The organism is Microbacterium sp. M3, assembly GCF_033548675.1.
In the GTDB taxonomy this organism is placed as follows: domain Bacteria; phylum Actinomycetota; class Actinomycetes; order Actinomycetales; family Microbacteriaceae; genus Microbacterium; species Microbacterium arthrosphaerae.
In genome coordinates, this window is the sequence record NZ_JAWTZT010000006.1 from 66,994 (window position 1) to 85,509 (window position 18,516).

14 protein-coding genes and 1 pseudogene are annotated in these 18,516 nt (G+C 72.1%); 11 read left to right on the top strand and 4 right to left on the bottom strand.

What is annotated here, in order from left to right:
* Positions 1-8: 8 nt before the first annotated feature.
* From R8Z57_RS16230 to R8Z57_RS16265, 8 genes are all read left to right on the top strand, one after another.
* On the top strand, positions 9-896 hold the full coding sequence (locus R8Z57_RS16230) for an SDR family oxidoreductase (RefSeq protein WP_318354823.1): 888 nt from the start codon (positions 9-11) through the stop codon (positions 894-896).
* Between the two features lie 42 nt (positions 897-938).
* Positions 939-1,205: a Rho termination factor N-terminal domain-containing protein gene (locus R8Z57_RS16235; protein WP_318354824.1), complete on the top strand. Its 267-nt coding sequence runs from the start codon at positions 939-941 to the stop codon at positions 1,203-1,205.
* 50 nt (positions 1,206-1,255) lie between these two features.
* A complete protein-coding gene (locus R8Z57_RS16240; RefSeq protein ID WP_318354825.1) occupies positions 1,256-2,224 on the top strand; it encodes a DNA topoisomerase IB in 969 nt (322 codons plus the stop codon).
* 160 nt (positions 2,225-2,384) lie between these two features.
* Positions 2,385-2,798: a fluoride efflux transporter FluC gene (locus tag R8Z57_RS16245; protein ID WP_318354826.1), complete on the top strand. Its 414-nt coding sequence runs from the start codon at positions 2,385-2,387 to the stop codon at positions 2,796-2,798.
* Complete coding sequence (locus tag R8Z57_RS16250) at positions 2,795-3,169, top strand: fluoride efflux transporter FluC (RefSeq protein WP_318354827.1); 375 nt, start codon at positions 2,795-2,797, stop codon at positions 3,167-3,169. Before R8Z57_RS16245 ends, R8Z57_RS16250 begins: the two co-directional genes overlap by 4 nt.
* A 156-nt stretch (positions 3,170-3,325) precedes the next feature.
* The gene (locus tag R8Z57_RS16255) at positions 3,326-7,444 is read left to right on the top strand and encodes an efflux RND transporter permease subunit (RefSeq protein WP_404810356.1); all 4,119 of its coding nucleotides are present in this window, start codon (positions 3,326-3,328) and stop codon (positions 7,442-7,444) included.
* Between the two features lie 212 nt (positions 7,445-7,656).
* On the top strand, positions 7,657-8,433 hold the full coding sequence (locus R8Z57_RS16260; RefSeq protein ID WP_318354828.1) for a hypothetical protein: 777 nt from the start codon (positions 7,657-7,659) through the stop codon (positions 8,431-8,433).
* Between the two features lie 53 nt (positions 8,434-8,486).
* On the top strand, positions 8,487-9,374 hold the full coding sequence (locus R8Z57_RS16265) for a hypothetical protein (RefSeq protein ID WP_318354829.1): 888 nt from the start codon (positions 8,487-8,489) through the stop codon (positions 9,372-9,374).
* Positions 9,375-9,421: 47 nt separating this feature from the next.
* Here R8Z57_RS16265 and R8Z57_RS16270 read toward each other — a convergent pair whose 3' ends face one another.
* The 3 genes and pseudogenes from R8Z57_RS16270 to R8Z57_RS17450 form a co-directional block, all read right to left on the bottom strand.
* Complete coding sequence (locus tag R8Z57_RS16270) at positions 9,422-10,507, bottom strand: DUF998 domain-containing protein (RefSeq protein WP_318354830.1); 1,086 nt, start codon at positions 10,505-10,507, stop codon at positions 9,422-9,424.
* Between the two features lie 118 nt (positions 10,508-10,625).
* Positions 10,626-11,249, bottom strand: a complete 624-nt coding sequence (locus tag R8Z57_RS16275) for an antibiotic biosynthesis monooxygenase (RefSeq protein WP_318354831.1) — start codon at positions 11,247-11,249, stop codon at positions 10,626-10,628.
* A 122-nt stretch (positions 11,250-11,371) separates the two neighbouring features.
* Positions 11,372-12,073: pseudogene (locus tag R8Z57_RS17450) on the bottom strand (hypothetical protein); the annotation flags it as partial.
* Positions 12,074-12,400: 327 nt separating this feature from the next.
* On the opposite strand from R8Z57_RS17450, the gene R8Z57_RS16280 reads away from it, so the two are divergent.
* The gene (locus R8Z57_RS16280) at positions 12,401-14,071 is read left to right on the top strand and encodes a DEAD/DEAH box helicase (RefSeq protein ID WP_318354832.1); all 1,671 of its coding nucleotides are present in this window, start codon (positions 12,401-12,403) and stop codon (positions 14,069-14,071) included.
* Between the two features lie 74 nt (positions 14,072-14,145).
* On the opposite strand, the gene R8Z57_RS16285 is transcribed toward R8Z57_RS16280, so the two are convergent.
* Positions 14,146-15,417, bottom strand: coding sequence for a glycosyltransferase (locus R8Z57_RS16285; protein WP_318354833.1), 1,272 nt, complete (start codon positions 15,415-15,417; stop codon positions 14,146-14,148).
* A gap of 167 nt (positions 15,418-15,584) precedes the next feature.
* Here R8Z57_RS16285 and R8Z57_RS16290 point away from each other — a divergent pair, with 167 nt between their 5' ends.
* Positions 15,585-17,384: a glycosyl hydrolase family 18 protein gene (locus R8Z57_RS16290; RefSeq protein WP_318354834.1), complete on the top strand. Its 1,800-nt coding sequence runs from the start codon at positions 15,585-15,587 to the stop codon at positions 17,382-17,384.
* Between the two features lie 191 nt (positions 17,385-17,575).
* A complete protein-coding gene (locus tag R8Z57_RS16295; RefSeq protein WP_318354835.1) occupies positions 17,576-18,493 on the top strand; it encodes an SGNH/GDSL hydrolase family protein in 918 nt (305 codons plus the stop codon).
* The last annotated feature ends 23 nt before the right edge of the window (positions 18,494-18,516 follow it).

Below are 18,516 nucleotides of genomic sequence, written 5' to 3' on the forward strand. Positions count from 1 at the left end.
GTCGCGCCATGAGCTCATCCACGCCCAGTGATCCGACGAACGCACATCACTCCGGCGGCTTCCCCGCACAGGAGCAGGAGCAGCCCGGACTCACCGACGAGACGCGGCCCGAACCCGACCACGGCGAAGAGAGCTATCGCGGCGCCGCACGGCTCAGCGGTCGTCGCGCGCTCATCACCGGAGGCGACTCCGGCATCGGGCGGGCCGTCGCGATCGCATTCGCCCGCGAGGGGGCGGACGTCGCGCTGACCTACATGCCCGAGGAGCAGGAGGACGCCGACGAGACCGCGCGCTGGGTGACCGAGGCGGGCACCCGCGCGCTGCCGCTCGAGGGCGATCTGCGCGACGAGGACTTCTGCGCCGAGATCGTCGAGCGCACCGTGGGCGAGTTCGGCGGACTCGATGTGCTCGTGCTCAACGCGGCATACCAGAAGGACCGCGAGGGCCTCGACAAGCTCGAGACCGAAGAGTTCGACCGGGTGTTCCGCACCAACCTCTACGCGCAGATGTTCACCGCCCGCGCCGCCATCCCGCACATGAAGCCCGGGTCGTCGATCATCGTGACGACCTCCGTCCAGGCTTTCAACCCGTCGCCGGGACTCATCGACTACGCCATGACGAAGGCCGCCCAGGTCGCCTTCGTGCGGGCGCTCGCGCAGGAGCTCGGCGAGAAGGGCATCCGTGTGAACGGCGTGGCACCCGGACCCATCTGGACCCCGCTCATCCCGGCCACCGGGTGGGATGAGGAGCGCCTCGCGTCGTTCGGACAGGACACTCCCCTCGGGCGCGCCGGTCAGCCGGCCGAACTGGCGGGCGCCTACGTGTACCTCGCGAGCGACCATGCGTCGTACACCTCGGCCGCGATCCTGCCGGTGACCGGGGGGAAGGGCTTGTGACGACCGCGCCCTCGCGGCGCGCCGACAGAGAAGGAGGATGCCATGCCCGCCGGACGTGGATCGAACCTGAAGGACCGCGACATGTACGAGGAGCTCCGAAAGGACGGCGCCTCGAAGGAGAAGGCCGCACGGATCTCGAATGCGGCCGCGAGCCAGGGCCGCAAGAAGGTCGGACGGCGCGGCGGCAACGCCAAGGACTACGACGACCGCACCGTGCCCGAGCTGCGCAAGCGCGCCAAGGAGCTGGGTCTCACGGGATACTCGGGCAAGAAGAAGTCCGAGCTCATCTCGATGATCCGCAACCACTGAGGTCGCGGTCGGCGCAGACGGCGTCCGGACTCATGCGAACGGAGTGACGGATGCCGAGACTGGCGCGCGTGCGGCCCCTCGAGGACCCGGGGTTCCGTCGGGTGCGATCCGGCGCGGGCTTCCGGTACCTCGACGCGCGGGGCCGGGCGCCCGGCCGCCGGCACCTCGAGCGCATCCAGGCGCTGGTCATCCCGCCGGCCTGGAACGACGTCTGGATCAGTGAGCGTCCGGACGGGCACATCCAGGCCGTCGGCACCGACGACGCCGGCCGCCGGCAGTACATCTATCACGCGGAGTGGGCCGCCGGCCGCGACAAGGGCAAGTTCGCGCGTGCCCTCGCGCTCGCCGAGGCGCTGCCGCGGGCACGGGCGCGCGTCACGACCTCGCTGCGCCGCGAGGCGCTCGATCGCGAGCGCGTGCTCGCCGTGGCGTTCCGGCTCCTCGACGACGCGGCCCCGCGCATCGGCTCGGAGCGCTACCTCGCCGCGCACGGCAGCCGGGGCCTCACGACCCTGCAGCGTCGGGATGCGTCGGTCGCGGCATCCGCCATCACGTTCGCCTTCCCCGGCAAGAGCGGGAAGCGCCAGCTGCTCGAAATCGACGACGCGGATCTCGCGGCCGCGATCGAGCTGCTGGCGGCCGGGCGTCCGCGCTCGCCGCTGCTCGCCTGGGACCGCGGCGGGCGCCGCGTGCCGCTGACGCCGGCAGAGGTCAACGCGTACATCCGGACGCTCACGGGTGCGCGGTTCACGGCGAAGGACTTCCGCACGCTGCGGGGCACGATCCTCGCCGCCGACGCGCTCGCGCGGATCGGCACGGTCGACACCAAGACCGACCTCAAGCGCGCCGAGGTGCTGGCGGTCAGGGCGACCGCCGAAGCGCTCGGCAACACCCCCTCGGTCGCGCGCGGCTCGTACATCGACCCGCGAGTGTTCGCGCGCTACCGCGACGGGCATCTGCTCGACCTCTCGAAGACGCCGGAGTCGGCGATCCGCGCGCTGCTGCGCCCGGGCCGCTGACCGGGGTCCTGCGGTCTTCCCCGGGCGTTTCGTCTCGCTTCGCTCGCTCAACGACCGGGCTGGATGCCGGTCGTTGAGCGAGCGAGGAACGAGCGAGACGAAACGCGACAGCGGGACGGACGCACGCCGGCTCAGCGGACCGCGGGAGTAGCGTGGACGGATGCCGCAGCCCGTCGACCCGCGCGTGCTCGGGGCGACGGCGGCCGGGGGTGCCGTGGGGGTGCTCGCCCGCGGGATGATCGTCACGCCCGTGGGCGACCCCGTCACGGCGGCGTGGGTCACGTTCGGGGTGAACGTGGCGGGGGCGCTCCTGCTCGGGGTGGTCGTGGGATGGCTCGACGACCGCCGGCCGCTGCTGCGCGCGTTCCTCGGCACCGGCGTCCTGGGCGGATTCACGACGTACAGCGCGCTCGCCGTGGCCCTGGCCGAGGGTCTCGCAACGCCGTGGTCCGCCGCGGGGCTGGCCGCGGCATCCGTCATCGCCGGCATCGCGGGCGCGGTCGTCGGCCTCTTCATCGGACGCCGGATCGCCGACCGCCCCGGCGAGATCGAGCTGCCGGAGGACGCCGAGTGAGCGCCTGGCTGCTGCTCGCCGCGCTCGCGGGCGGGGTGGGCGCAGGGCTGCGGTACGTCGTCGACCGGCTGCTGACTCCGGCGGGCCACGGCGGGTTCCCGCTCGGGATCTTCGTGGTAAACGTCACCGGGTCGTTCGCGCTGGGGCTCATCACCGGGCTCGGCTCGGCGGTCGCGCCCGAGGCGGCGCTCGTCCTCGGCGTCGGGCTGCTCGGCGGGTACACGACGTTCAGCACGGTGGCCGTCGAGTCGGTGCTGCTCGCCCAGCGACGGCGGTGGCGGGATGCCGCGCTCAACGTCTTCGGCACACTCGCGGTGGCGGTGGCCGCCGCCGGCATCGGGCTTCTCGCGGGGCGCGTGCTCGCGGTTTGAGCGCCAGGCGCTCAGGCGGTTCACATGAGAACCGCATGAAATACTGACACCGATACATCCGCGTATCGTCCGGGGCTCCCGCCGCCGCATCTGCGGTGCGGGGACCACGCGCACACCGTATCGACATCATCCGTCGCACAACCAGCGAAGGCACCCGTGTCCAACCTCGCCGTCCTGAGTCTCAAGAACCGCGCGCTCATCGCGCTGATCACCATCGTGGCCGCCGTGTTCGGCGGGCTCGCGCTGACGAACCTCAAGCAGGAGCTCATCCCCTCGATCGAGTTCCCCGCGCTGATCGTCGTCTCGACGTACCCGGGCGCGTCGCCCGAGGTCGTGAGCAACGACGTGTCGGTGCCCATCGAGACCGCCATCCAGGGCGTCGCCGGGCTCGAGTCCTCGACGGCCACGAGCACGACCAATGCGTCGATCGTGCAGGCGTCCTTCACGTACGGCACCGATCTCGCGACCGCCGAACAGAAGATGACGCAGGCCATCAACCGCATCAAGGGCCAGCTGCCCGAGGGGGTGGAGCCCAGCGTCATCTCGGCGAGCATCGACGACTTCCCGGTGATTCAGCTGGCGGTGACCGGCTACGATGACGAGGCCACGATCCAGGCGCAGCTCGAGGCATCCGTCATCCCCGACCTGGAGGACGTCGACGGGGTCAACGCGGCGCAGATCGTCGGCGGCGTGGGGCAGCGCGTCACGATCACCCCCGACCAGGCGGCGCTCGCCGCGGCCGGCTACACGCAGCAGGCGATCCGCGATGCCCTCGACCAGAACGGCGTGCTGTTCCCCGGCGGCGAGGTCACCGAGGGCGACGAGTCGCTCACCGTGCAGACGGGCTCGAAGATCGCCTCGGTCGACGAGATCGCGGCGCTGCCGCTCGTGCCCTCGACCCCCGAGCAGTTCCAGGCGGGGCTGGTCACCGTCGGCGACGTCGCGACGGTCGCCGAGGAGGCCGACCCGGTCACGACCGTCTCGCGGGTGAACGGCGAGCCCGCGCTCACCATCGCGGTCACGAAGCTCCCGGCGGCGAACACCGTCGACGTCTCGCGCGGCGTGCTGGCGATCCTGCCCGAGCTGGAGGAGTCGCTCGACGGCGCCGAGTTCACGGTCGTGTTCGACCAGGCGCCCTACATCCAGGAGTCGATCGACACGCTCGCGAAGGAGGGCCTGCTCGGACTCGTCTTCGCGGTGCTCGTCATCTTCGTGTTCCTGCTGTCGGTGCGCTCGACCCTCGTTGCGGCGATCTCGATCCCGACCAGCATCCTCATCACGTTCATCGGCCTGCAGGCGTTCGGCTACTCGCTCAACATCCTGACCCTCGGTGCGATCACGATCGCGATCGGCCGCGTGGTCGACGACTCCATCGTCGTGATCGAGAACATCAAGAGGCATTACGTCGGCGATGCCGACAAGGGCGACTCGATCCGCCGGGCGGTGCGCGAGGTGGCCTCCGCCATCACGGCGTCGACGATCGTGACCGTGGCGGTCTTCCTGCCGATCGCGTTCGTCGGCGACGTCACGGGCGAGCTGTTCCGTCCGTTCGCGATGACCGTGACGATCGCCATGACCGCGTCGCTTTTCGTGGCGCTCACCATCGTGCCGGTGCTCGCGTACTGGTTCCTCAAGCCCGGCAAGCCGATCCTCGATGAGGCCGGCGTCGCGGTCGACCCGGAGGACCCGGCGGCGCCGCCCAGCCGTCTGCAGAAGTCGTATCTGCCGATCCTGCGCTGGACGCTCAAGCACTCGTGGGTCACGCTGGCCCTCGCCGTGCTGGTGCTCGTCGGCACCATCGCCGCAGCTCCCTTCATGAAGACGAACTTCCTCGGCGACTCGGGTCAGAACACGTTCACGATGACGCAGGACATCGGGCCGGCCCCCTCGCTCGAGGCCGAGAGCGCCGCGGCCGAGCAGGTCGAGGAGGTGCTCCTCGGCATCGACGGCATCGAGACCGTGCAGGTGTCGATCGGCTCGAGCGGCTCCGCGCTGCGCGACGCCTTCTCGGGCGGCGGCAGCGGCATCACGTACTCCATCACGACCGACGCCGGCGTCGACCAGGTGGCGCTCCGGGAAGAGGTGCAGGCCGCGGTCGCCGAGCTCGACGACGCCGGCGAGATCACCGTCGCCGCCGGTGGCGGCGGCTTCGGCTCGACCGACATCGCGATCGACGTCACGGCCCCCGACTCCTCGACGCTGCAGGAGGCGACGGATGCCGTCATCGCGGCCGTCGAAGGAGCCGACGGCGTGGGCCAGGTCACGAGCAACCTGTCGGCCTCGCTGCCCTACATCGCCGTGACGGTGGACCGCGACAAGGCCGCGGAGCTCGGGCTGTCGGAGGTCGCCGTCGGCGCGCTGGTGTCGAACACGATGCAGCCGCAGTCGATCGGGACGGTCGAGATCGACGACACGTCGCTCACCGTGTACCTCGCGGCAGCCGAGACGCCCGCGTCGCTCGACGAGCTCCGCCAGCTGCCGGTGCCGAGCGCCACCGGCCCGATCCCGCTGTCGGACGTCGCGACCGTCGAAGAGAGCGAAGGCCCCACCTCGATCACCACCGAGGGCGGTCAGCGCACGTCGACCGTGACGGTCACGCCGTCGACCGACGACCTGGCGACCGCCTCGGCGTCGGTGACGACGGCGCTCGCCGACGCCGACCTGCCTGCCTCGGCCGACGCGAGCCTCGGCGGCGTCGTGACGCAGCAGCAGGACGCGTTCTCGCAGCTCGGTCTCGCCCTGCTCGCGGCGATCCTGATCGTCTACATCGTGATGGTCGCGACGTTCAAGTCGCTGCGCCAGCCGCTGCTGCTGCTCGTGTCGGTGCCCTTCGCGGCGACCGGCGCCATCTTGCTGCAGATCATCACGGGCGTGCCGCTCGGCGTCGCGTCGCTCATCGGCGTGCTGATGCTCATCGGCATCGTCGTGACGAACGCCATCGTGCTCGTGGACCTCGTGAACCAGTACCGCGAGAAGGGCCTGTCGGCGCACGATGCCACGATCGCCGGCGGCTCGCGACGCCTCCGCCCGATCCTCATGACGGCGCTGGCGACCATCTTCGCGCTCACCCCGATGGCCCTCGGCATCACCGGTCAGGGCGGCTTCATCTCGCAGCCTCTCGCGATCGTCGTGATCGGCGGCCTGGTCTCATCCACGGTGCTGACGCTGCTCGTGCTGCCGACGCTCTACAACCTCGTCGAGGGCGCCAAGGAGCGTCGTGCCGAGCGTCGCCGCGGACGTGGTGACGACGACGGCGGCGACGGCGGTCCGGCGCCCGCGGGCGAGGGACCGACGAGCGGGACGGATGCCGAAGCCGACGCGGTGCTCGTGGGCGCGGGCGTCGCGGGTGCCGGTGCCGGTGGTGCCGACGCGGCCGGCGCAGGTGCTGCGGCCGTGGCGGGCGCGGCCGCCGGCGCGTTCGAGACGCGGCGGCAGCGCCGCCAGCGCGAGGCCGAGACCGGTGCGGCCGTCGCCGAGAGCGTGGACGTGGACGTGCCGGTGATCGAGGAGGGTCCCGACGTCGAGGTGTCGGACGCGACGCCCCCGCCGGCAGCGGCCGACGCCGCAGCGGCGGCCGTGGCGGCGGTGTCTTCGCTCGACGCGGAACAGTCCCCTGACGCGGACGTCGAGACGGTCGAGGAGGGTGGGCACGGGCAGCCCGCCGTGACCGAGGCCGAGCCGCTCGAGTCCGAGTCTCCGGATTCGACCGTGGGGCCCGAGCCGGAGCCCGCGCCCGCGGTCGTCGAGTCCGAGCTCACCGAGTTCGCGGGGGAGCCGGAGTCCGAGGAGCCCTCGGCGGAGCCCGAGTCGGCGGTTCTCGTAGACGAGTCCGAGCCCGTGGAGACGGAGGCCGAGCCGCTCGCCATCATCGACACGGTGCCGGGCGCCGATGCCGCGCAGCCGGAGCCCTCGTCCGACGGTGGGGCGGAGCTGGAGAACGCGTCCGACTCCGATCCCGCGGCCGAGCTCGCCGAGCCCGTCGCCGACTCCTCGCCGGTTGCCGGCGAGGAGCCGGTCGCCGAGGCCTCGCCCGAGCCCGAGCCCGAGCCCGAGGTCGCCGCGGAGCCGGAGCTGGAGCCGGAGCCGGTGGCCGACGTCGAGTCCGAAGCGGTCGCGGACGCCGAGTCCGAGCCCGTCGTGGAGTGGGAGCCCGAGCCCGCCCCCGAGGCGGAAGACCAGCCGGCCGAGCAGCACGTCTCGGAGCAGTCCGATGCCGAGCAGCACTCGGAGGGCCGGCCCGAGGGCGACGAGCACCGCCCCCGCGAGGGCGACTGACGCCGGGCGCGCAGGACACGAGGGGATGGATGCCGCGGCCCGCGGCATCCATCCCCCTTTCGCGTGCGCGGACTCCCGCTCGAGCCGACGCGCCGATGGTTGTCCACAGTCCGGCCGGGCCGTCTGCACCCGGATCCGTGGTGCGCGGTAGCGTGCTGATGGCGGTCGCCGGGCAGGCGCGACGACAGCCGACCACACGGCGAAGGAGAGCGATGGTCCGCGCGACGAAGAGGCGGGGCGTTCGTCTCGCCGCCGTGCTGTCGGGGGTGCTGACGATCACGATGACCGTGTCGGGGTGCGCCACGGGCGACGTCGAGCCCACCCCTGCCGCGGGATCGGCGACGACACCCGCGGCCGCGCTGGACGGCGAGAGCGTGTCGGGAACGGGGCCCACCGGGTTTCCCGGCGTCGACTTCGAGATCCCGGCGGGCGCTCGCTCGGTCGTCATCGCCTTCGACTGCGAAGGAGGGGGACTGTTCAGCGTCGAGCTGGGCGACTCGATGATGCTCGGACAGGCGCCGGCCGGCGGAACCTGCGACGGCACCCAGCAGCTGTCATGGCCGGTGACCGAGCAGACCGGCCCCACGCTGTCGGTCACCGTCGGCGAGGGTGTCACGTGGACGGCGTCGCCGACCTTCTCCGACGCGGAGTTCGCCCGCGACGACGCACTCGCGGCCGACTGCGAGAGGTTCTCCGAGATCCACAGCGCCCTCATCAACGCCGATACCGGATACACCCACTACGGTGCCTTCCCCGCGAGCGAGTGGGAGACCCGCGTCGACGAGGCGACGGCGGAGCTCGACGCTCTCGCCGCGGCGGCGCAGTCCGAGCTGGGAACCGCCTTTGCGGACCTGAAAGGCATCGTGGACGATCCCGACCGTCCTGTCGGCGCCGTGCTCAACGGCACCGAGGAGCCGGTGGGCGTGATCATCCTCGCCTGCAACGCCAACCAGACTCCGGTCATCACGCACGCCGAGTTCGGCGGGTGAGCGGGTCTCGCCGTGCGGCTGGATGACGGATCGGTCGTGAGACGATGCTGAGGATGGATGCCGCCACCCTCGACGAACTGCGGGAGCTTCGCCAGCGTGCTTACGGCCCGGCGGCCGACATCGACGGCGATCCCGCCGCGTTGAGCAGGCTGCGCGAGCTCGAAGCCCGTCACGCCGGCGCCGCGACGCCGACGCCGGCGCCGGCGCCGGCGACCGTCGACGCGCTCCTCCCGAACGCTGAGTCGCGAAGCGACCAGGCCCGCGCGGCCGACACAGACCCACCGCGGCCCCCGGCGGACGAGGCGCCCGCAGTCCGGCGTCGACGCCCGCGCGAAGAGCCGGACGCTCCGACGGCGGCCGCGGAGCCCCGTCGCCCGGACGAGTCAGCTCCGGCACTTCCCCCCGCCGACGCCACCTCGGCGACACCCGCGCGGGCTCGTCTGCGTCCGCGCACGCGGGTGCTGTGGGCCCTGTCGGTCGTGGCCGCGGCGGCCCTCGCGGCCGGTGCGACGTACGCGCTCACCTCGATGGCGCCGGTCTCGGCGTCCAGCGGGGCGCCGCAGATCGCCACGCTCGAGCCCGACTCCCTGATCACCGTGCCCGCCGGCTGGTTCGGCGCCGGCCCGAGTTCGAGAGCCTTCGAGTTCTACGGACTGACGCTGTTCGAGACCTCGGGCGGATTCAGTCCCGGCGGGTCGGGAACGGACTGCTTCACGGTGATGGCCACCGAGGATCTGCCCGAGCCCGGCGCCGACACCAGCTCGTGGTCGACGCAGGGCGCCGTGTACTACGGCTGCGGCGTCGGCGCCTTCCCCGCCACGGTCCAGTTCGCCGTCGACAGCAACGCGCCGGAAGCCCTGCGGGCGCGCTTCACCGACGACAGCGCCCTGCAGTTCGTCTTCGACGGCGACCGCGTCGGCGTCTTCCTCGACAGCGAGTGACCCCGGAGCTCCGCTCCACAGCGGGGCGCGGCATCCGCTCGACAGCGTCAGTCGCGGCGCCCCGCGACCCCGAGGAAGCGGATGAACACCGCGATCCAGCCGAAGATCAGCGCGAAGACGATGATCTCGAACGCCGTCAGCGAGAAGTACCCCACCGCCGGGATGAAGAGGACCACCGACACGGCCATGGCCGCGAGGAACCCCCACGAGGCGACGAAGTACGTGCGCGGCATCCCGCGCAGCAGGCGGGGCCCGGCGATCAGCAGCACGAGGAACATCGCCGCCATGCCCGAGGCCGAGAGGTTGTGGAGCGCGAGATTGACGTCGACGGGGAAGATGCCGACGCACGCGAGCATGACGCCCATCACGACGAACAGCACCGGCACGACGCGGGGTCCCTTCGGATTCTCGAGGACGCCGGCCGTGGCCAGCACACGCATGTCGTTTGCGATGTAGACGGCGAATGTCGTGACGAGGAGGCCCGCGGCGATGAGCGTGCCGTTGAAGACCCAGCTCGACAGGTCGTCCTCGAACGTGCCCAGGTGGCTGAAGTGGATCGTCCACCAGCGCGGGTCGGGCGTGGTGACCATCGCGGTCAGCGTGCCGATGGCGATGAACGCCAGGAGCAGCGACGACATGCGCTGCGTCGTCATCGCCGACACCGAGAGGTAGACCGCCCACGTGGTGAGCCCGAGCGTCACGGCCATGAGGACGACCGACCAGAACGTCACGATGGGCAGGCCGATGAACCCCATCGCCAGCACGCGGTAGAGCGCGTAGACCGCGACGAACGCGAGAGCCGTGTGGACGATGACGACCGAGATCGTGTTGACGACGAACTTCCACGGCGGCAGGGCGGCGCGCCACTCCTGCCCCGGCCGGTGGCGAGCCCGCCAGTACTCGGTCGCGGAGGCGACGGCGGCGACGACGGCGGCGCCGCACGCGGCCCACACCGCGAAGGAGTCCGCGACTCCCGCCAGCTGCAGATCGGGGGCGAAGATCCCGACGAGCAGCCCGTAGATCGCTCCCAGCACGCCGGCGGACAGGGCGGCGTAGACCGCCTCCGACTCGGCGCGACGACCGGGAGTGGGCGCCTCTGCATCCGGCAGCGGCGAGGTGTTCCGTGTGCTCACGAGGTCAGGGTACGACCGCGTGCGAGCTCCGAGGAGGAACGGCGAGACAAGATTCGATCACGGATGCCACCACCGCTCGCATCGGTCGCCGGCGGGCGCCCGGCACCACGTGCCGTGATCAGCGCTGGAGCCAGGGCCGCAGCGCGCGGGTCACCCACGGCAGCACCGCGTAGGTCATCACGGGGGTCAGCAGCACCGTCGCCAGGAGGACGCGTGCGACGAGCGGCCAGTCCGTGAACCCCGGGACGAAGCCGAGGAGCCACGACGCGAGGAGGTTCGTCGGGAAGAACCCGAGCCAGATCGTGACGGCCTGCTTCCACCGCGGCGGGGCGGCCGGGATGGGCTGCTGGACCGGACCGGTGACCGGCGCAGCAGCGCCGTCGGCGTGACGCGATTCGACGTGGGTCGCGAAGGGCGCGTCGAACCAGCCTTCGATGCCGGTGCGACGCTCGACCCTGACCTCGCTCGCGAAGGCGCGACCCGAGTCGAGCCACCACGCACGCTGCGGTGAGTCCTCCCACGCCTCGAGAGTCGGGATGTCGCGGAAGCGGTAGAGCATGTACCAGAGGTCGCTCCCCTCGCCGGCGCGAACCCATCCCGAGCCGAGGAAGCCGGCGAAACCGGCAGCGAGATCCGTGCCGGCCTGCATCCAGCTCGTGGCTTCGACGGTGCGGGACGGGTCGATGCGTCGTTCGATCGCGACAGTGATGGGGTGGGCCACGGGTTCTGCCATGACGTCCATTCTGCGGTGGCGGGCTGCGCCGACCGCTTCGGCGCCGAGACGCGGGCCAGTGCGCGCGGGAGCGAGAGGAGCCAGATGCCCATGGTCACGAACGCGACGAACTCGAACAGGGCGAGGGTGATGAAGCCGGCGGTGAGCACCGCCATGCCCGCGGCCAGCAGTCCGACGCAGAGCGCCGTCGCCCGGCGGAATCCGCGGCTGCGGCCGGGAAGGGCCAGCCCGGTCGCCACGGTCGCGAGGAACGACAGACCGAGGCCCGTCGCGATCAGGTCGTGCATCACGACGCTGACGGGGATCGGCACGAGACCCACGGCGGTCAGGTGCAGACCCGCCGACACGATCGAGCCGCGGAAGGCACGCGACGTGCGGCGACGGATGCCGGAGGGCAGGGCCACCGCGATCAGCACGCCGTAGGCGGCCAGGAAGAAGCCCGAGAACATCGCGATGGTGTTGAACGTGCGGCCGGAGAAGTCGGAGTGCGTGCCGAGCTGGGAGAAGTGGAGCTGCCACCACGTGGCGTCGTGGGTGGTGAGGATCGCCAGGGCGACGCCCACGGGAAGGGACAGCACGGCGAGGCGGCCGACGCGGTGAGCGACGGCGGTGGGGTCGAGGTCGGCGGCGCTCGGACGGGCGTCGGCGACGGAGGTGACCTCGACGTCGCGAGCCAGGAGCGCGGGTATGGTGGTGGACGGCTGGGCGGTGACGGGCTCGAGCGCCGCCCCCGCGGCGTCGAGGCGCGCCGGACGGCGCACCACGGCGAGTACCGGCGCTGCCGAAGGGGCAGCTGGACCGCTGGCTGCGTCGGAAAGGGTCGTGGGAGGCATGCGACTCACGATCGGTTCTGTGCGCGACTCCGGAGCCGATCATCCCCCCAAAGGAATCCGGCGCCGGGGGTCGCCGGATATGACGACAAATCCCCAGTTCAGCATTGACTGCTGCATGCGGTTCGACCCTGATCAGTGTTAAAAGGCTGATCAGCGACAAGCCGCTCAGTCAAACAGTAGTCCGCCGAGCCGGGAAAAGGCTCCCCGTCTGCGTTCAGCGGCTCTTCGATGCGCAAGCGGGCCCGAGTACGCTGAGGGTGACCGGCTCCCGCGTCGAGCCCCACGGGCGGCCTGCGAGCTTCGCGGATGCGCACCAGGAGGGGCCGGATGCCCAAGAACAAGAAGCCCGGCGGCGGCCGCGCGGCGAAGAACTTCGACCCGCGCTACAACCCCAAGTACCGCGCCGCGGGCGGATCGTCGGACGAACCCGGGGGCAAGCGACGCCCCGGCGAATCCTCGACCGGCAAGCCCGGCAGTCGCAGCCCCGGGCACCGCGGCTACCGCGCGGAACCGGCTGCCGACCCGCGCCAGCCGGGCCGCGAGGGCGGGGCGCCGAAGCGCCGGTGGACCGAGCAGGAGCGTGCCGGGCGCGACGAGGCGCGCGCCATCCGCACGCACGCGCGGGACGCGCGGTCCCGCCCGGACGGTGCTCGGCCGACGGAGGACCGCGGTCGCGGGGCGGGTGATCGCGGCGCGGGTGATCGCGGTGCGGGACGCCCCGTCGAGGAGCGCGGCCGGAGGGCACCGCGCGGCGCGGCTGCGCCGACCCGGGCGGGCGGCGGGGACGATGTCGTGCACGAGCGCCTCCGCGGCGATGTCGTCACGGCCGCGGCGGGGTCGGACGCCACCTTCGGGGATCTCGGTCTCGGCCAGAACATCGTCAAGACCATCGCCGAGCTCGGGGCGCGGCATCCGTTCCCCATCCAGGCGGCCACCATCCCCGCGATCCTCGACGGCCGCGACGTGCTCGCCCGCGGACGCACCGGATCGGGCAAGACCATCGCGTTCGGCGCGCCCCTCGTGGAGAGCGTGCTGCGCTCGCAGGCCAGGCAGAAGCGGGATATCGGCCGCCCGCCGCGCGCCCTGGTGCTCGCGCCGACGCGCGAGCTCGCGCTGCAGATCGATGCGACGATCCAGCCGATCGCGCGCAGCGTCGGCCTCTTCACCACGCAGATCTACGGCGGAGTGCCGCACGCGCGCCAGCTCGGCGCACTGAAGAAGGGCGTCGACATCGTCATCGGCACGCCGGGCCGCATCGAGGACCTCGTCGAGTCCCGCGCGCTCGATCTCTCGCAGGTGCGCATCGCCGTGCTCGACGAGGCCGACCACATGTGCGATCTCGGCTTCCTCGAGCCGGTGCAGCGCATCATGCGCCGCACCTCGCGCGACGCTCAGCGGCTGCTGTTCTCGGCGACCCTCGACCGCCAGGTCGAGGCGCTGGTGCGCGAGTTCCTGGCGGAGCCGGCCGTCTACGAGGTCGCCGACGAGACGCAGCGCTCGGGCACCATCGACCATCGCGTACTGGTCATCGACCATCGCGACAAGCCCGAGATCCTGCGGGCGCTGGTGAGCACCGAGGGCAAGACGCTCGTGTTCACGCGAACGCGGGCGTATGCCGAGATGCTCGCCGAGCAGTTCGGCGAAGCCGGGATCCGGGCGCTCGCGCTGCACGGCGACCTCGACCAGGCCCGCCGCACCCGCAACCTCGAGAAGCTGACCTCCGGACGCATCGACGTGCTGGTGGCGACCGACGTCGCGGCTCGCGGCATCCATGTCGACGACATCGACCTGGTCGTGCAGGCCGACCCGCCCGACGAATACAAGACGTACCTGCACCGCGCCGGGCGGACCGGGCGCGCGGGCCGGGCGGGAACGGTCGTCACGCTCGTCACGAGGGCGCGACGCGCGCGGCTCGCCGAGCTGCTCGAGCGCGCCGACATCGACGCGCCGTTCGACGAGGCCCGCGCGGGCGAACCCCTGCCAGGCATCGGGCGCTGAGCCCTCACGTCTCGGGCGGAGCTGACCCAGGGGCGTCGTGGCGCTGAGCCGGCAGGCCTCGCGGGTGCTGAGCCTCACGCCTCGCGGGCGAAGGCCTCGAGCAGTCGGGCCGCAGCTTGTGCCCCGCCTTCTGAGCGGAGCTGCGCACCCACGCGGGCTGCGGCACCCCTCATCGACGGATCATGCGAGACGCGCTCGAAGCCGCGCGCCACGTGAGCTGCCGTCGGAGTCCCGGTGCGCAGGTCGACGCCCGCACCGCTCCAGGCCACCCGGGCCGCGACTTCGGGCTTGTCGAGGTCGCCGCCGGCGATCACGAGCGGGATGTCGTGGCTCAGCGCGCGCAGGGTGCCTCCCCAGCCGCCGTTCGTGATGACGACGTCGGTGCGGGGGAGCAGCTGGTCGTAGGGGAGGAAGCCCGCCACGCGCGCGTTGCCCGGCACCGGGAACGGTAGCTCGTCGCGGCCGCGCACGCCGGTCGACACGACGACGAGCAGGTTGCGGTGCGCGAGCGCCTCGAGTGCCGGCCGCAGGAGGTCGGACGGATCGATGTTCTGCGTGCCCTGCGTGAGATGCACCACCGTGCGGCCGTCGAGGTCGCCCCACCAGTCCGGAAGCGGGGCGGGCCCTGAGGGCGGTTGCGTGAGCACGCCGACGAAGTCCAGGTGCGGCGGCCGGTCGGTGCGGCCGTAGTCCAGCAGCGGCGAGCCGCTCGCGAGCACGCGCTGCGGCGAGAACACCGTCTGCGCGAAGGTGAGCGGATCCGGTGCGAGGCCGACGGCCGTCCGCGCCCGTACGAGCGGCCCGGTGAGGGGCCGCATCATCAGCGGCGCCAGCGCGCGCAGCGCGGCGTCGCGCGTCTTCGTCAGCGGGTTGCGACCCGGCATGATCCCCATGCCCGACGGCGGTCCCTGCCCGCTCGGCACGGCGAGCGGCAGCACCGCGATCGTCGCCCACGCGCAGCCCGACCGGGCGGCGAAGAGCGCGGCGCCGACCGAGATCTCGTCGGCGGCGAGGGCGTCCCACGGCTCACGGTCCCACTCGGCCTGCAGGTCGGCCACCTGTGCGGGCGCGGTGCCGATCATGAGGTCTTCGAGGTTGATGAACACCTGCCGCAGGCCCTTGCGTCCTTGCACGCGCGGGAACGTCGCACCCTGATCGTTCTCGTCGAAGTCGGGCGCCTCGCGCCACGGCACGTGGACGGCGCCGGATGCCTCGACACGCGCGCGGAAGGCGGCGCCCGTGTGGAAGCGCACGGCGTGTCCGCGCTCGACGAGGGCGCCGGCGACGGCCAGCAGGGGAGTGACGTGGCCGGTGAAGGGCATCGCGGAGAGGAGGAACCGCGCCATTCCGCCATGCTGGCCGACCTGCGGCGGCCGCGCCAGAGGGGTGGCCGCGGCTTCCGGGGCTTTCGGCGGGCAGGGGTGCGATGCCAGAATGGACATCGGGTATTTGTTAGGACGCTTACCTAATTGGCGACTCGGATGCCTCCCCCCTCACAACCGAAGGAGCTTGTGTGTCGAAGCAACAACCGTCCGGGCGATCCCGGAGACTCCCCGCCCTCGCCGCCGCCGTCGCCGGCGCGCTCGCCGTCGGGTTCGTCGCAGCACCGCCGGCCCTCGCGGCCGCCGACGACGCGACGCCCACCACCACCCTGAACGGCTATCGCAACGTCGGCTACTACGGCCAGTGGCGAGCGACCGGTGAGGCACAGGCCACCATCGAGCGGCTGTTCGTGGACGGCAGCGCCGGGGCGACACTCACCCATCTCAACTACTCGTTCGGCAACATCGCCGGCGACCAGACCGCCCTCGACGCGGCACGCGCTGCCGGCACGAAGGGGCTCGACAGAGTGGAGCCGTACACGTGCTTCATCTCCGACACCCCTGCCCCGGGGCCGGGCCAGACCGACACGGCCGGCGACGCCGACAGCGACTTCGTGCACGCGTTCACCGCGGAGCAGTCGGTGCTCGGCATCGCCGACACGAAGAAGCAGAAGCTCGCCGGCAACTTCAATCAGCTCGCCCAGCTGAAGCGGCTCTACCCCGATCTCAAGGTGAACGTGTCGCTCGGCGGCTGGTCGTGGTCGAAGTCCTTCTCGAAGGCGGTGGCCACCCCCGAGCGGCGCTCGGCCCTCGCCGCTTCGTGCATCGACCTGTACATCCGCGGCAACCTCCCCGTGATCGACGGGCGCGGCGGCCCGGGCGCCGCGGCCGGGGTGTTCGACGGGTTCGACCTCGACTGGGAGTGGCCGGGCGCCCCGGACTGGGCTCAGGAGGTCGGCAACAGCGTCGACCCGGTCAACGACAAGGCGAACTTCCTGGCCTTCGTCAAGGAGCTGCGCGCGCAGCTCGACGCCGTGGAGGGCGAGACCGGCAGGGACTACGAGCTCTCCGCCTTCCTCCCGGCCGGCCCCACCCAGATCGCCGCGGGCGGCTGGAACGATCCGGAGCTCTTCGAGTACCTCGACTACGCCAACCTGCAGGGCTACGACCTGTGGGGCTCGTGGACGGCCGAGACCGGACACCAGGGCAACGTCTACGGCGACCCCGCCCACAACTGGGGCCTGGGCCTGGACACCGTGCTCGCGTCGTATGTCAACGCGGGAGTCGATCCCGCCCAGCTGAACCTCGGGCTCGCCGCCTACGGGCAGGGCTGGCGGGATGCCGAACCCGCGCCCTGGACCGCGGCAGGCGGCGGCATCGGGCAGATCACGTGGGACCAGCTGAAGCAGCGCGACCTCGACATCCACCACGAGTACACGGCCGACGGCCGGTTCGATGCCACGTGGGGCTATGACGCCGCAGCGGGCGAGTTCTGGTCGTTCGACGACGAGGTGGCGGTGGCCGAGAAGACCGCGTGGGCGATCTCGAAGGGTCTCGGCGGGGTCGACTTCTGGGAGGTCGGCAACGACGTGGCGGGCGATCTGCCGACCGCCTCGGCCGAGGTGCTCCGCGCCGCCGCGCCAGGTCCGGTCGCCGGTTCTGCGGGTCTGCAGTGTGCGACGACGCCGGATGCCGCAGCCCAGCCCTGGAACGCGCAGACGACGTATCGCGGGGGCGAGCTGGTCTTCCTCGACGGGCGCGTGTTCGAGGCGCAGTGGTACGCCAAGGGCGACCAGCCCGGGGCGTCGGTGCGCGGGCCGTGGAGCACGCTCACCGCCTGCGGCGTCGACCCGGCCACCGTGCAGGCCTGGTACCCCGACACCATCTACGTCAAGGGCGACCAGGTCATCCACGACGGCGTGACCTACACCGCGCAGTGGTGGAGCCGCAACGACGTGCCGGGCGCCAAGCACGGCCCCTGGAAGCGCTGACCGCGCGCATCGCGGGCACGACGGGCGTCCCCTCGGGGGCGCCCGTCGTGGCGTGCGGGGCCGGCCTCGCCTGCCGTGCCGCGATCGGCGGCGACCGGCCCTCTTTCCGTGCCGCGGGGACAGTGGTATAGCTGTGTCCATCGACGACGGCGTCGAATCGGCTGGGGAGTCGAACAGACTGGGGGTTTCCGATGAGCGGATCGTTGGTGCGCGCGCACGCGCGCGGACGCGCATCCATCGCGGCACTGATCGCTGTCTTCCTGGCCGTGGCCCTCGTCGCGGTGGCGGCGCCCGCCGAGGCTGCCGGAGGCGGAGCGGTCGTCGCGGCGAAGCCGAGTGGCCCCGGAGGCGGCAACGGCGGGGGCAAGGGCGGCGGAGGCGGTGGCGGGGGAGGTGGCACCACCGAGCCGGTCTATGCGGCCGTCGGCGACTCGTTCGCGGCGGGCGTGGGCGCCGGCAGCTACCTCGACACGTCGTGCTACCGCAGCTCCAAGAGCTATCCGAAGCTGCTCGACGCCGATGCCGACAAGCTGCTGTCGACGTTCGTCGCCTGCTCCGGCGCGAACACGGCCGCCGTGGTCGCTCAGACCGGGGCGGTGCCGGCCGGTGCCGCGCTGGTCACCGTGACGGTCGGCGGCAACGACGTCGGGTTCGCCGACGTGATGCAGAACTGCTTCGTGCTGCCGAACTCCACATGCGCGTCGAAGATCGCGGCCGGCTCCGCGATCGCCGCCTCCGACGCGTTCGCGGCGAACGTCGCCGGCGTGATCACGGCGATCCGCGCCAAGGCGCCTGCCGCGCGCGTCGTGGTCGCCGGCTACCCGCTCCTGTTCTGGGAGAACGCGAGCGGCGTGAACCCCAAGTACTCGTGGGCGGACGAGGTCAACGACCAGACGGTCGCGCTCAATGATGTGATCGAGCGGGTGGCCGTCGCGAACGGCGCCGTCTTCGTCGACGTCGAGGACGACTTCGCCGGCCACGGCGTGGGCAGCACGGCGCCCTGGATCAACGACTGGAGCTGGCTCAGTACCACCAACGGGTTCCATCCGACGGCATCCGGCTACGTGGCGTATGCCGCGGCGATCCGGGCGGCGATCCCGGCGGGCTGAGCCGGGCGAGCGGGGGAAGAGAG